This is a genomic window from Chryseobacterium indologenes, from assembly GCF_018362995.1.
Lineage (GTDB): Bacteria > Bacteroidota > Bacteroidia > Flavobacteriales > Weeksellaceae > Chryseobacterium > Chryseobacterium indologenes_G.
The window spans coordinates 3,943,955-3,957,628 of sequence record NZ_CP074372.1 but is presented as its reverse complement, the minus strand read 5'-3'; the positions used below and the strand labels follow the sequence as shown (position 1 = coordinate 3,957,628).

13 protein-coding genes are annotated in these 13,674 nt (G+C 35.2%); 3 read left to right on the top strand and 10 right to left on the bottom strand.

From position 1 onward, the window contains the following. Positions 1-29: 29 nt before the first annotated feature. The 4 genes from DYR29_RS17920 to DYR29_RS17905 are packed head-to-tail and all read right to left on the bottom strand — an operon-like array spanning position 30 to position 3,912. Positions 30-1,187 carry a DUF4350 domain-containing protein gene (locus DYR29_RS17920; protein ID WP_213277926.1) on the bottom strand — a complete coding sequence of 386 codons (1,158 nt, stop codon included), beginning with the start codon at positions 1,185-1,187 and terminating at the stop codon, positions 30-32. Positions 1,188-1,198: 11 nt separating this feature from the next. Further along, positions 1,199-1,990, bottom strand: a complete 792-nt coding sequence (locus DYR29_RS17915; protein ID WP_213277925.1) for a DUF4129 domain-containing protein — start codon at positions 1,988-1,990, stop codon at positions 1,199-1,201. Further along, positions 1,983-2,945: a DUF4013 domain-containing protein gene (locus DYR29_RS17910; protein WP_213277924.1), complete on the bottom strand. Its 963-nt coding sequence runs from the start codon at positions 2,943-2,945 to the stop codon at positions 1,983-1,985. The genes DYR29_RS17915 and DYR29_RS17910 overlap by 8 nt, the downstream gene beginning before the upstream one ends. Beyond that, positions 2,929-3,912, bottom strand: coding sequence for a stage II sporulation protein M (locus DYR29_RS17905; protein WP_213277923.1), 984 nt, complete (start codon positions 3,910-3,912; stop codon positions 2,929-2,931). Before DYR29_RS17905 ends, DYR29_RS17910 begins: the two co-directional genes overlap by 17 nt. Positions 3,913-3,940: 28 nt before the next feature. On the opposite strand from DYR29_RS17905, the gene DYR29_RS17900 reads away from it, so the two are divergent. After that, entirely contained in the window at positions 3,941-4,690 is a 750-nt protein-coding gene (locus DYR29_RS17900; protein WP_213277922.1) for an RDD family protein, read from the top strand. A gap of 151 nt (positions 4,691-4,841) precedes the next feature. Further along, positions 4,842-5,132, top strand: coding sequence for a GNAT family N-acetyltransferase (locus tag DYR29_RS17895; RefSeq protein WP_002983358.1), 291 nt, complete (start codon positions 4,842-4,844; stop codon positions 5,130-5,132). On the opposite strand, the gene DYR29_RS17890 is transcribed toward DYR29_RS17895, so the two are convergent. The 5 genes from DYR29_RS17890 to smpB form a co-directional block, all read right to left on the bottom strand. Beyond that, positions 5,121-6,092: a glycosyltransferase family protein gene (locus DYR29_RS17890; protein ID WP_213277921.1), complete on the bottom strand. Its 972-nt coding sequence runs from the start codon at positions 6,090-6,092 to the stop codon at positions 5,121-5,123. The two genes, DYR29_RS17895 and DYR29_RS17890, sit on opposite strands and share 12 nt — an antisense overlap. Further along, on the bottom strand, positions 6,093-6,917 hold the full coding sequence (locus DYR29_RS17885) for a UDP-2,3-diacylglucosamine diphosphatase (RefSeq protein ID WP_213277920.1): 825 nt from the start codon (positions 6,915-6,917) through the stop codon (positions 6,093-6,095). A 57-nt stretch (positions 6,918-6,974) separates the two neighbouring features. Beyond that, positions 6,975-7,715, bottom strand: a complete 741-nt coding sequence (locus DYR29_RS17880; protein ID WP_213277919.1) for a YebC/PmpR family DNA-binding transcriptional regulator — start codon at positions 7,713-7,715, stop codon at positions 6,975-6,977. A gap of 95 nt (positions 7,716-7,810) precedes the next feature. After that, positions 7,811-9,322 carry an OmpA family protein gene (locus DYR29_RS17875; protein ID WP_213277918.1) on the bottom strand — a complete coding sequence of 504 codons (1,512 nt, stop codon included), beginning with the start codon at positions 9,320-9,322 and terminating at the stop codon, positions 7,811-7,813. Between the two features lie 77 nt (positions 9,323-9,399). Next, the gene (gene smpB / locus DYR29_RS17870; protein ID WP_045501613.1) at positions 9,400-9,858 is read right to left on the bottom strand and encodes an SsrA-binding protein SmpB; all 459 of its coding nucleotides are present in this window, start codon (positions 9,856-9,858) and stop codon (positions 9,400-9,402) included. A gap of 121 nt (positions 9,859-9,979) precedes the next feature. On the opposite strand from smpB, the gene DYR29_RS17865 reads away from it, so the two are divergent. After that, positions 9,980-11,602 (top strand): ABC-F family ATP-binding cassette domain-containing protein, encoded by a 1,623-nt coding sequence (locus DYR29_RS17865; protein ID WP_142717083.1) that lies wholly within the window; start codon positions 9,980-9,982, stop codon positions 11,600-11,602. 89 nt (positions 11,603-11,691) lie between these two features. On the opposite strand, the gene DYR29_RS17860 is transcribed toward DYR29_RS17865, so the two are convergent. After that, positions 11,692-13,431 (bottom strand): T9SS type A sorting domain-containing protein, encoded by a 1,740-nt coding sequence (locus DYR29_RS17860; protein WP_213277917.1) that lies wholly within the window; start codon positions 13,429-13,431, stop codon positions 11,692-11,694. Positions 13,432-13,674: the final 243 nt, after the last annotated feature.

Genomic DNA, 13,674 nt, shown 5'->3' with positions numbered 1-13,674 from the left:
CTACATCATTAGGTTATTATATTGTTATATTATTTAAATATTTCGTCAAGGAGTTTATTGATCCTTGTAAGATCTTCTTTTATTACACTGGCATAAGGGTCCTGCCCTTTTTTGATAAGCGTAATAGCTTCATTAATCATCTCCATGGTTTTCCCGGTTTTCAGCTGTAGTTTTTTTGCAAATTCTTCATCTAAATTCTGAGTATCTATCAACAGATCCATTCTCACTTTGTTCAGAAAATACTGCGATTTCTTTGCCATCATATCATGAAAATCACCTTCCTGAAGATATAGATTTCCAATACTTTTTACAAAATCCAGAGAAGTATTCCTCAGAGGCTCTGTTACCGGTACTATTCTCTGTTTTCTTTTGGCATTAAAGAAAATGAAAAGGATAAATCCTCCCAAAAATACCCACCATGCATACTTTAAAGCCGGATTCGACAGTACAAATCTCATAAAGAAACGTGATGCAGAACTTTTATTGGATACAAACCAAAGCGTTTCCCTATCCGGAAGATATGAAAATACATCTTGTGCATACTTTACGTTTCCGGGTTTCAGAAGATAATAATTGGTCAGAAAAAGAGGTTCAGTATGAGCGTAAACATGTCCTTTCCCAAACTTTACTTTGATAAAATTAGCCTGATCTGTATTCTTTTTTTCCACCGTTTTTCCCAGGACTTCGACGTTAGGTTTAATGAATGAAAATCCTCTTCCTGATGGAAATTTATCTAATTTAACAAAATCATTCTGATATTTTTTGTCGGTAAGCTTCAGTACATTTTCTTCTTCAAAAGAGATTTCGGAATCATAATATCCGATACTGTCTGAAATTTCTTTCGGCATACGGGAGACCATTAGAAATGCATCCGAACCTTCAGATACCTGCGTCAGGATTTTATTCCAGGATTCTTTGTCAAAATTATTTTCAATAACGACAATATTGTGAGATCCTTTTTTATGCTGATTGTAGTATTCGTAGGGAATCTGTTCAATCTTCTTCAGATTGTTTTTAAAAAGATTTTTAGCTTCATTATTAAAAACAAATAGCCCGAACGGAGACTTTTCATTGATATCAAAATTCTTTCGCCAGTCTGTCGTTTCTTTTTTGTTAACTTCAAGCAATGCCAGAATAATCATCACAATGATGAAAATTGCAGCATATGTTTTGAAAGTTTTATTCATGGTTACTATTGTTAGGGTTTAAATGCCTGATATTGATTTTTAAATTTCTGATAGCTCTGTTCTTCAATACTGAATTCTCCATACCAGACATAATCAAAAATATAAGACAGATTAGAAAAGTCATTTTTCAGATGGGGAGCTTTTAACTCTACGGCATAATCCTTATTGGTTTTTTCCGGATTCCAGTTGATCAGCTTTTTATCACTCAGTTTTTTAAGAATAAACAGAAACTGGTAACGGACTGCCGAACGATAATCTCCCGCCATCTCAAATTTTGCGATACTTTCAGGAAAATTGATTTCATGGATATTTTCATGGAGTTCCTGCACATTGAGATCCAGCTTTTTATTCTTTTTACCAAAAAGAAAGTTCCCGTCTTTTCCCATGATATATTTAATGATGAAATACAATAGAAAACCTACCAGGATAATTGCAAACAGACGGATAAGGATTGCGGTAAATTCCCCAGACTTTGTCAATGCTGTTTCCCCGAAAATCCCCTGTATAATTTGGTTGAGCTTCCGCATCAGCTTTTGAAAGAAAGACTCTCTGGGCTTTGATACGGAATAGTCAAATTCATTTCCTTTATATCTTGATGGAATATTTTCTTTGAATGTTTTCGGATAAGCTGTATTCTCAGATACCGGATTTTTCATCAGTACTGAATCCGCACGCAGCATATTTCTGTAATGCCCGGTTGTATAGAGTGAATCTACCAGATCATCAGAAGTGGGAGTATCATCCTGAGCCTGAACCAGCCCAAGAGAGAGAAAAAGCAATATGAAAAGGAAAATTTTACTCATTGATTCCAATAGTATCTATTTCTGCAAGTTCTACTTTCTGGTGAAGATCTGTTCTGCTGTCATAATACATCAATCCTGCATTCACATACATCAGATTTGAAAGAAAAAATGATATCAGCATTGAAACTCCATAGAATACAAAAAACAAAATTCCTGCAGCTCCGGTAAAAGGATTCTGCTCAAAATTCCCGTCAGGCGTAGAAGTAAGAAGCGATCCGTAAAAGAATATCATCGGAATAAATGTGAATATAGATGTTATCATGTAAATAATAATAAACATCACAAATGCTGATCCCCAATATTTCCAGAAGGGGGATTTCTCACTACCGTTCGGATAGGAAAACTGCGATCTTAATGCGTAGCTCAAACTTTCCCAGAAACCTCTGTTTGAATTAAAATAATCATACATCAAGAATGTAGTAAAGTTAAATATCGTAGGATAAAGAAGCAGTATCAGAAAAAATCCGATAATAATAAAAATCAGGATATAAGAAAATCCTACCACAAACAAAATCGCAGGTGTGACGATAAAAATCATTCCAAGGCACAGCTTAGCTATTCTTCCTGCATTGCTTTTAAAATCATTCAGGATTTCATCCGTTTTTATTTTCTCTGCTCCCTGTGCAATTCTTTTTAAGTAAAAGACCGGATACAGATAGTTGACAATCATCAGAACCATAAAAAGCAGAAAAGTAAGTATTCCTACTGTAATCAGCATGCCCGCATTATCTGAAAAATACTGTTCAAAATAATACGTTTCTCCACCAAGATTGGACCCGAATATCTGTGAAAAGAGTTCTTTATATCCGAAAATTACAACGGTTACCATTAAGATCAAAAGCAATCCATTGATCAGAATATAGTTCTTAAAATAATTCTTCCCGTATAATTTGAAAAAATTGAAACTGTCACTGATAAAAGTTCCAAAATCTCTTTTTTTATAAAATTGTATCATGAATGTGTTTATTAGTTTTTTTGTAAACAATAGAAGGATACACAAAATAGTAGAATCCAATAATTGTCAGTGAGCCAAAAATAATGATAAGGTTCAAAATTAAAGGCATCGTCAATGCATGTCTGGTGACATAACCTTCTATAATCCCTGCACAAATAGTGAAAGGAATCGTACTTAAGAATATTTTAAATGAATCTTTAAATCCTTTTTTAAAAGAATTAAACCTTGAAAACGTTCTCGGGAATAAAATAGATGCCCCAAGAATCAATCCGCACATCGCTTCCACCACCATGGCAAAGATCTCAAAAACTCCGTGAAGCCATATCCCTCTTGCACTGTCTTTCAAAGCCCCGTAATCATAGAAAAAATATTGGAAAGCACCCAGCATCACACTGTTGGAAAGCAAAGCGAATAAAGTTCCTACCCCACCTGCAATTCCGTAAATATACAGTTTTGCTCCCACCTGAATATTATTAAAAATAATCCCGATGGTACTTCCCCATGTACTGCCACTCTGGTAAACTCCTACCGCATTATTATGTTTAATATTTTCAATGGTTTCATTCACATAGCCTTCCCCCAGAATAATATTGACAAAGTCTTTATCATAAATGGCAGAAAGCACTCCTATTGAGGTAAAAAAAATAAAAAAGAGAAATGCATACATCAGATACCTTCTGTACTGATACATCAGCAATGGGACTTCAGTTTTGAAAAAATAAACAAGCCTGTTTTCCTCTACCCTTTTTGTTTTATAGATCTTCTGAAAAATCTGCGCAGACAAATGGTTCAGGTAAACTGTAGTGTTACTTTTCGGATAATAGGTCTGGGCAAAAGAAAGATCATTGATCAGATTTATATATAACGAAGACAGGTCATCAGGATTTTTTTTAATTTTCCCTTGAATAACCTGTTCTATTCCCAACCATTTTTCTTTATTTTGTTTAATGAAATAAACTTCTCTCATAATTGTTAAGGCTAAAATAATAAAAAATATGTCTCAAATTGCGATAAATACCTCACAAAATGTAAATATTAATTTTAATATTGCAGGCGTAGGAGAAAGGATGCTTGCCTTCATAATTGATCTTCTGATCAGGATCGCTTATGTGGTGATTATCCTGTATTTATTCTTCAATATTCTTGACCTGGGATATTTATTAGACGGCCTTGATGAATGGTCTATAAGAGCGGTATATCTTATCCTTACTTTTCCTATTTACATTTATCCGCTTGTATTGGAAAGCTTGATGGAGGGCCAGACGCCCGGCAAAAAACTAATGAAAATCAAAGTGGTAAAGATTGACGGGTATCAGGCAAGTTTCGCCGATTATATGATCCGTTGGGTTTTCAGGATTGTTGATGTATCCTTTGCCGGAGTTATAGGATTGATCTCTATGATTGTTTCTAAAAATAACCAACGTTTGGGTGATATAGCTTCCGGAACCGCTGTCATTTCCCTGAAAAACAATATCAATATTTCACATACAATCCTGGAGAATATCCACGAAAATTACATTCCTTCTTTTCCGCAAGTCATTGCTTTAAGTGATAATGATATGAGAATCATCAAAGATAATTACACCAAAGCACTGAAAGTAGATGACCGCCAGATCATCAGTAAGCTGTCTGAGAAAATTAAAAGTATTCTGAAACTGGAAATTGACGCTACTAAAATGACGGAAAGGCAGTTTATCAATGTGATTATTAAAGATTACAATTACTACACGGGAAAAGACAATTAGTGTCAATCGTCAATTTTGCTTCCCAAATGAATTGGCAGTATCTCAAATTTACCATTCCCGATTGCTTATTGCTTATTGCTTATTGCTTATTGCTTATTGCTTATGCAAAGGTCGGTGCAATTTTTGTATGTTTACCCTAAAGTTCAGAATCATGAAATTTGAAAACAATAAATCCGGAAACGGCGGGGTTCTTACCCTAAACAACGAAATAAAAGAGGTAGGCAGACTTACCTATACCATTTTCCCTGAAGATCATAAACTGATTATTTCATTTGTTCTGGTACATCCCGAATTTGAAGGCAGAGGAATGGGTAAATTTTTAGTGGAAGAAGCCATCAGGTTTGCAAGAGAAAACAATTGGAAAGTATATCCGCACTGTTCCTATGCAAGATCTGTGATGATGAGAATGAGTGATGTGGATGATATATTTTTAAAGAATTAACACCTCATTCAGTAGAATCTCTTCAATATCATCCGGGTAATCCACTTTCAGATGATGATCTGAAGCTACCCATTCCATAATTTCCTGAAGATCTAATACTTTGGAATTAGGGATTCCCATTTTATCAAGGGCACATGCATTACATTCCTGTTCATACTGATTATGAATAGGAATTACGAATAGCTTTTTATCCATAAAGAGTGCTTCTGCCGGGCTTTCAAAACCTGCGTTGCACAAAATTCCCTCACAGCCTTCAAAGTACTTCAGGTATTGCACTTCATCAATAGGAAATACTTCTACATTTTTTACTTTAACCTGTACTTTACTGTATTTTGAAAATACTTTCCATTCCACAGGAATTTTTCTTAAAACCTTAATGATGTTTTCATCCGCAAAGCTGGGAAGATAGACCAGATAATATCCCTGTTTATAAGGATTAAGATTTCTGATTTTTCTTCTGATCACCGGTTTTTTGATCTGAGGATGGTAGTTCTCAAAATGAAACCCTATTTTTCTTTCACTGGGAACATAATATTTTAAAATCATTTCTCCCAGAAAGTCTTTTTTCTTTGGTTTGGGTGTTTCCGGAAAACTCATGGAAGCCTGATGGCTAAGTTCTATCATCGGAAGCTTTTTCAGTTTGGAAGCCCAGCCCGTCAAAGGCTCATAATCGTTAATGATTAAATCATATTGTGAGAGTTCCAGTTCCTTTATTGTTTTGGCTGCTTCAAGGAATTTATTTTCGGTAAACGTTTTTCGGTAGGATAAACCGCCTGTTTTATTATAAAGAAGGGAAATACCTCTGTATTGGAAATTGATGTCAAAATCAGCCTTTAATTGCGATTGATGTCCGCTGATCAATGTATCAACGGATGCATATTTTTTGAGAAGAGGAATAATTTCCTGTGCTCTGGCAACATGACCGTTCCCAGTACCCTGGAATGCATATAAAATCTTCATCTAGGAAAAATTGGTTATGATTTTTAAAAGAGCAGAATTATCCATTTCCTGAATTTCTTCCACTTCATCATCTTTCAGCAAGTGTTTATGCTCATCATAATAAAAAATGGTCCATTCTTTATTATTGTATTCTAAAGCAGAGAGATTTTCAATCCAGTCCCCTGAATTCAAATAGGTGCAGGATCCTTTTTTATTAACAACCTCACGGATCTGTGGCTGATGGATATGTCCGCAAACTACATAATCATAATTATTGTCAATAGCCAGCTCCGAAGCTGTAAGTTCAAAATCACCAATATATTTCACCGCTTTTTTCACATTGTTTTTGATCTTTTTGGAAAATGAGTATTTCTCTTTACCCATTTTTTCTAAGAACCAATTTACAACATTATTGATAATAATAAGGAGATCGTAGCCTTTTCCGCCTAGTTTGGCGATCCATTTTGAATGCTGGACGGATGCATCGAAAACATCACCGTGAAATATCCAGGTTTTTTTCTGATCAATATTCAGACAGATTTTATTGCAGACTTTAAGTTTTCCAAGTTCAAAATCTGTGAACTTCCGAAACATTTCATCATGATTACCCGTGATGTAATAGACGTCTGTGTTCTTGGTCGCCAATGAAAGAATCTTTCTGATTACTTTCAAATGAGGTTTAGGGAAGTAAGACTTTTTAAACTGCCAGATATCAATAATATCACCGTTCAAAACTAAAGTTTTAGGCTGGATAGAATTGAGATATCTCAGCAATTCTTTAGCCTTACATCCATAAGTTCCCAAATGAACATCCGATATAACAACTAATTCAACGTTTCTTTTCATAGTTTTGTACAAAGAAACTAATTGAAAGTTAACTGTATATGAATGCTATATTATTTTTTATAAAGAGTCCATCAGCTCTTCTGTGATTTCCATATTGTGGTAAACGTTTTGAACGTCATCATCCTCTTCGAAACGCTCAAGCATTTTCATGTTAGCTTTAAACTGTTCTGCATTTACTTCTTTTGTATTGTTTGGAATTCTTTGAAGTTCTGCACTTTTTGCTTCAATTCCCAAATCATCCAATTTGTGAGATAAAGAACCGAAATCTTCAAAAGCAGTTGTAATCATTACTTCTTCTTCATCTTTTTCCACATCTTCTGCACCACCATCAATCATTTCCATTTCAAAATCATCCCAATCCATTTTGATCTGAGCCAGATCAATGGTGAAAATTCCTTTTCTATCAAAGATAAATGCTAATTCACCATTTTTCCCAAGGTTACCATCAAACTTGTTAAAAATAGCTCTCACGTTCGCTACAGTTCTTGTTGTGTTGTTTGTAGTACATTCTACAAAAAAAGCAACACCACCTTGTCCATAACCTTCATACGTGATTTCTTCATAGTTCTCTGCATCGGCACCGCTTGCTTTCTTAATTGCACGTTCTACGTTGTCCTTAGGCATGTTTGCCCCTTTTGCATTCTGGATACATCTTCTCAGGGCCGGATTGGCTTCCGGATCTGTTCCACCAGCCTTTACAGCTAATGCAATGTCTTTACCTATTTTGGAGAATGTTTTGGCCATCTTATCCCATCTGGCCATTTTAGAAGCTTTTCTATATTCAAATGCTCTTCCCATTTTAATTTTAAATTTCCAACAAAATTACTTAAAAGTCAACAAAAAAAAAAATACCTCCAATTAAATTGGAGGTATTCATTATTTAGAAAAATTAATTATTTTTTCTTTTTAGCAGCAGCTTTTTTCTTAGCTGGAGCTTTTTTAGCTTTTTTCACTACAGTCTTCTTCTCTACAACTTCTAGATCAGATTTCTTAAGTGCATCCCAAGCAGCACCGTTGATAGCCTCAACAACTACTTTTCTGTCAACCATTCTTTCAGCGTCAGAAGCTTTTTCAGAAACAGTAGCGTCTCTTTCACCAACTCCTACAGATTTTAACTGATTACCGCTAACACCTCTAGCTTCTAGAGCACCTACTACTGAAGCAGCTCTTTGTCTAGAAAGTTTCAAGTTGTAAGCATCAGCACCTTTCTTATCTGTGTGACCAGTTACTAAGAATGTACCATCGTTAGATTGCTTAATGATTGTTGCAGCTTGATCTAATTTACCGCTAGATTCAGGTCTGATAGTAGCTTTATTGAAGTCAAATAAGATATCTTTAAGAGCACCTGTAGCCTCTTTAGCGATAACATCTTTTGGCTTAGGACATCCGTTGTATTCAGGAAGACCTGGAACAGTAGGACAAGCATCATCTTTATCTAAGATACCGTCACCGTCTGTATCTGGCCAAGGACAACCATTGTTTTCAGCAGGACCTGCTACTGTAGGACAAGCGTCATCTTTGTCGATTACACCATCACCGTCAGTATCTGGCCAAGGGCATCCGTTGTTTTCAACTGGACCTGCCACTTCTGGACATTGATCGTCTTTATCTGGAACTCCGTCACCGTCAGTATCAGGACATCCTTGGAATTCTGGTAAACCTGGAGTATCTGGACAAAGGTCATCTTTATCTAGGATACCATCCTTATCTCTATCTCTGTTTCCAAATCTGAATAAGATAGAAGCAGAAGCTTGCCAGAAGTTAGCCACTGTAGAGTTGTCACCTGGAGTTGATACATAATCTCCCTGAATACCAAGACCGAAGTTCTTAGTTACCCAGAAGTTAGCACCAGCACCTGTAGCAACTGTAAAGTGGTTAGCTTTACCGTTTTCGTTACCATCCTTACCATTAACAACAGTTTCGATTGGATTACCGTTAGCGTCAACAGATGTTCTAGGGAAAGTAAGAGCTGTATAGTCATGTCTTAAGTAGTTAGCACCAACTCTTAAATATGGATCAAACCAAGATTCTTCGTTCCATAAAAGACCTGCAGCGTGAGCTTGGAAACCAAGACCTGTCATTAGGAAAAATTCTTTCCCCATGTTGAATCTTTTGTTTTCAACGTTCCCAACAGAAGTCTGCCAGTCAATTACTAAACCTTTACCAACATTTCTAGCAACTGTTAACTTAGATAATGGAGGAGTAATAGAGAAGTTGTTCACATTGAACATACTCTTCGTCAAATTGTTAGCAGAGAACGTATTACTGAAGTTACCTCTTGCTGCTACGTGGTTTTCAGCATGAGCACCAACTCCGATTAACCACGGATTGTTGGTAGTCTGTGCGAAAACAGTAGAGGCAACAGTAAGCGCCAATGCTGAAATTCCTAATTTTAGATTTTTCATAGAATTAAATGATTAAATAATTGATAATGCAAAATAAATATAATTTTTCTTTATATACAAAGTTTTTCAAATGATTTTTAACTTTTCTTTAATATTCTGTCCAGGTTCCGTTTATTTTCTCTATCTTTTATCGCCTCTCTTTTATCGAAAAGCTTTTTCCCTCTACCCAGCGCTATCAGCACCTTTGCTTTACCTCGGTCAGTGATATATAATTTTAAAGGTATTATGGTGTTCCCAGCATCCTTTAACTTTTTTTCAAGTTTTTGTAATTCTTTTTTGTGCAAGAGCAATTTCCGTTCCCTTTTTGTTTTGTGATTGTAAAAAGTACCTAATTTATACTCATCAATCATCATGTTAATGATGTACAATTCCCCATCAATAAACTGACAGAAGGATTCTGTAATGGATGCTTTGGATGAACGTAAAGATTTTATTTCGGTACCCGTCAAAACCATTCCTGCTTCATATTCTTCAAGAATTTCATATTCAAAACGGGCTCTTCTGTTTAATATGCTAACTGTTTTCTCAATCTTCATCATTTTAAAATTTCGTTAATGAAATATATAAAAAATACCATACAATTAAAAACTTGACTATTATATTATTACAAAATACCCAAATTCTTTTCGTATTTTTGCGCCAAATTTACAAAACTATATGTTAACAGTATCTAACTTATCTTTACAATTCGGGAAAAGAGTTCTTTTTGACGAGGTAAATATTATGTTTACCAAAGGAAACTGCTACGGGATCATCGGAGCAAACGGTGCGGGAAAGTCTACATTCCTGAAAATATTAACAGGAAAGCAGGATCCTACAACAGGACATGTATCTCTGGAACCAGGGAAAAGAATGTCAGTTTTGGAGCAGGATCACTTTGCTTATGATCAATATACTGTTCTTGAGGCAGTTTTAAGAGGTAATAAGAAATTATTTGAGATAAAAGAGGAAATGGATGCGTTATACGCAAAAGAAGATTTCTCTGACGAAGACGGAATTAAAGCCGGCGAACTAGGTGTAATTTATGATGAAATGGGAGGTTGGACTGCAGAATCTGATGCGCAGACCATGCTTTCAAACGTTGGGGTTAAAGATGATATGCACTGGCAGATGATGAGCGAACTTGAGAACAAAGACAAAGTAAAGGTTCTTTTGGCTCAGGCTCTTTTCGGTAACCCGGATGTGTTGATTCTGGATGAGCCTACCAACGACCTTGATATCGATACGATCTCATGGCTGGAGGATTTCCTTGCAGACTATGAAAACACGGTAATCGTGGTATCTCACGACCGTCACTTCTTAGATACGGTTTGTACTCATATCGGTGACTTGGATTACGCTAAACTTAATCTTTACACAGGTAACTACTCTTTCTGGTACCAAGCTTCTCAGTTAGCAACAAGACAAAGAGCTCAGGCCAACAAGAAAGCTGAAGAGAAGAAAAAAGAACTTCAGGACTTCATTGCAAGATTCAGCTCAAACGTTGCTAAAGCAAAACAGGCTACAGCAAGAAAGAAAATGATCGACAAGTTAAACATTGACGATATTAAACCATCTTCAAGAAGATATCCGGCTATTATTTTCGAAATGGAAAGAGAGGCAGGTGATCAGATTTTAGATGTAAAAGGTCTTGAGAAAACAAAAGATGGAGAATTGCTATTCTCTAATATTGATTTGAATCTTAAGAAAGGAGACAAAGTAGCTGTACTTTCTAAAAACTCTTTAGCAATTACAGAATTTTTCGAAATTTTAGCAGGAAATGTAGAAGCCGACAAAGGAACTGTTGCATGGGGTGTTACAACTAACCAATCTCACATGCCTTTGGATAACACCAACTTCTTCCAGGAAGATCTAAGCCTGGTTGACTGGTTGAGACAATTTACAAAAAATGACGAAGAGCGTCACGAAGAGTTTGTAAGAGGATTCCTTGGAAGAATGCTTTTCTCAGGTGATGAAGCTTTAAAATCTTGTAAAGTACTTTCCGGAGGTGAAAAAATGAGATGTATGTTCAGCAGAATGATGCTTCAAAAAGCAAATGTTCTTTTATTGGATGAACCTACCAACCACTTAGACCTTGAAAGTATCACCACTTTGAACAACTCTTTATCGAACTTCAAAGGAAATCTTTTATTAGCATCTCATGACCACGAAATGCTTTCAACAGTCTGTAACAGAATTATCGAACTGACTCCTGCAGGAATTATCGACAGAGAAATGACTTATGACGAATACCTTGCTGATAAAAAGGTAAAAGAATTAAGAGAAAAAATGTATTCTTAATTCATAGAAATACATCATCAATAATAAATAGCTACTCTTTTCGGAGTAGCTATTTTTGATTAAATACATTAATAGTAAAAGCAGAATATTTATTTTTTGATAAACTTATGGCTAAGTTGAGTTCCGTCTGTATTTTTAATCACAAGGACATACACCCCTTTAGTCAATTGAGAAACATCTATCTTTTGGCCAACTTTATTAAATGACATAACTATGCTACCAGAAGCATCAAGTATTTTAGCTTCCACAAATTTTCCTTTTCCTATTACATACAAATAATCTGACGTCGGATTGGGATAGACATTCACATCATTATTCTGTAAGTGATTCTCTTTCGTACCTAAGCTAGCTGCTGTAACTGAAATATCATCCAATAACAACATTCCAATTGTTCCTCCTGCTGTGTAATTATTAAATCCAAAATAATAAGTACCTGAAGCTGCAGGTGTAATTGTAAATGTTGCAGGTGTAGCAGTCGTCACATTTACATCTGGATAATCAACAATAGCGTTTGTCATTGAGGTATCTGCAGGAGCACCACCATATGCCACTTTTAAACTTTGTGAACCCGAAAAACTAGCATAAAGAAAACTAAACGTATAATTGATTCCTGCCTGTAGATTTACACCTTGTGTATAAAACCAGATATTTGTATTTGTTGTAGTAGATGTATTGCTAAAAAGCACTTTTTGATCAAACCCGATTACGCTTCCATAAGTGTTAACTACCTGCCAATTATTACCTGTATTATTAATCACCTGAGTTGAAGTACAGCCAGGAATTGAATTATCTGGAGTAGTATTAAAATTCTCTATATAAGGTACATTTACGACTGCACATAGCGTAGTAAAATTTACAACAGGAGCCCAGTCACCTGTACTCCCTCCTCCACAATTGCTTCTCACCCAAACATTATACGAGGTATTTGGAGACAATCCTGAAATATTTGTTGAAGATCCGCTAACTCCTGTAGTAGGTGTAGTTGAACTAGTTGGAGTTGTGCTGGAAGTGCTTGTGTAAATTTCATAAGATGAAATTCCAGCAACCGGATTCCAGGAAATATCAACAGAACTTGAAGTAACATTGGAAGAAGTAACATTATCCGGAGTTATACAACTGTTTGCAGCTTTATAAGAAAAGCCAAAAACACATAAAATCCCTGATCCTGATGAAGTTTTAGTCACTTTAACACTTGAAATATTCTTAGTCTGATTTGCAGCGTTAATTGGCAAAGCAATCTCATACAATCTTGGATTATTAATATTATTTTCAATAGCATCACTTACCCTACTTGTTCTACCAATTCCTTTGATAGCGAAAGAAGTTCCTCCATACCAATCATTCACATTATTATTAGTAAATGCCTGACTTGTTCCATCTGTAAAAGTCACAAGAATATCCGCTGTAGAACTGCCACTTCCTGTAGTTGCCAACATATATAATTTTGAAGCTTTTGGAGTTGAACCAAATGATAAAGTTCCGGAGTCATTTGCATTTAAGAGCCTTAAGGAATTATTAGAGCTATAAGGAGCCAATTGAAACGTTAACCCTGATGTATTTACTGAATTAACTAAACCATTACCTGGCAATCCTGAAACAGGACTTATCCCCGAACCGTTGACAAAATCCGTTGACATAAACACATACCCATTGGTTGGGGTATCCACACTTTGCGAGGTACTAGAAGAAGCCGTTCCCGCACCATTTGCTATAAGATCTTCATTATAGCCACTTGTAACATTTAAGGTTTGATAGCTTTGAGCATTGACTTGACCACAAAGAATAGCAGCCATTAAGCCAAGTAAGGCAAATGTAATTTTTTTATTCATTATTTATATTTTATTCAATACAAATGTAAAAATTAAAAATAAATAATCAATAAATTAACTATAATTAACAGATTAAAACCAAACAAATAACATAAAAATTATATTATAATAATTGAAATTTAATATATCCTAAAAAATCTTATTATTAGTTTTAATGGATATTTTTTTCGATTTCTATACTTTACGTTATTTTAAATTTTTTCATAAATCCCATAAAAAAACCTCAAAGAAATTCTTTGAGGT

Excerpts from the sequence above, each read along its gene's own strand:
- DYR29_RS17920 (WP_213277926.1), bottom strand. The coding sequence starts at position 1,187 with ATGAATAAAACTTTCAAAACATATGCTGCAATTTTCATCATTGTGATG.
- DYR29_RS17860 (WP_213277917.1), bottom strand. The coding sequence starts at position 13,431 with ATGAATAAAAAAATTACATTTGCCTTACTTGGCTTAATGGCTGCTATT.
- DYR29_RS17865 (WP_142717083.1), top strand. The coding sequence starts at position 9,980 with ATGTTAACAGTATCTAACTTATCTTTACAATTCGGGAAAAGAGTTCTT.
- DYR29_RS17900 (WP_213277922.1), top strand. The coding sequence starts at position 3,941 with ATGTCTCAAATTGCGATAAATACCTCACAAAATGTAAATATTAATTTT.
- DYR29_RS17875 (WP_213277918.1), bottom strand. The coding sequence starts at position 9,322 with ATGAAAAATCTAAAATTAGGAATTTCAGCATTGGCGCTTACTGTTGCC.
- DYR29_RS17915 (WP_213277925.1), bottom strand. The coding sequence starts at position 1,990 with ATGAGTAAAATTTTCCTTTTCATATTGCTTTTTCTCTCTCTTGGGCTG.
- DYR29_RS17910 (WP_213277924.1), bottom strand. The coding sequence starts at position 2,945 with ATGATACAATTTTATAAAAAAAGAGATTTTGGAACTTTTATCAGTGAC.
- DYR29_RS17890 (WP_213277921.1), bottom strand. The coding sequence starts at position 6,092 with ATGAAGATTTTATATGCATTCCAGGGTACTGGGAACGGTCATGTTGCC.
- smpB (WP_045501613.1), bottom strand. The coding sequence starts at position 9,858 with ATGAAGATTGAGAAAACAGTTAGCATATTAAACAGAAGAGCCCGTTTT.
- DYR29_RS17905 (WP_213277923.1), bottom strand. The coding sequence starts at position 3,912 with ATGAGAGAAGTTTATTTCATTAAACAAAATAAAGAAAAATGGTTGGGA.
- DYR29_RS17885 (WP_213277920.1), bottom strand. The coding sequence starts at position 6,917 with ATGAAAAGAAACGTTGAATTAGTTGTTATATCGGATGTTCATTTGGGA.
- DYR29_RS17895 (WP_002983358.1), top strand. The coding sequence starts at position 4,842 with ATGAAATTTGAAAACAATAAATCCGGAAACGGCGGGGTTCTTACCCTA.
- DYR29_RS17880 (WP_213277919.1), bottom strand. The coding sequence starts at position 7,715 with ATGGGAAGAGCATTTGAATATAGAAAAGCTTCTAAAATGGCCAGATGG.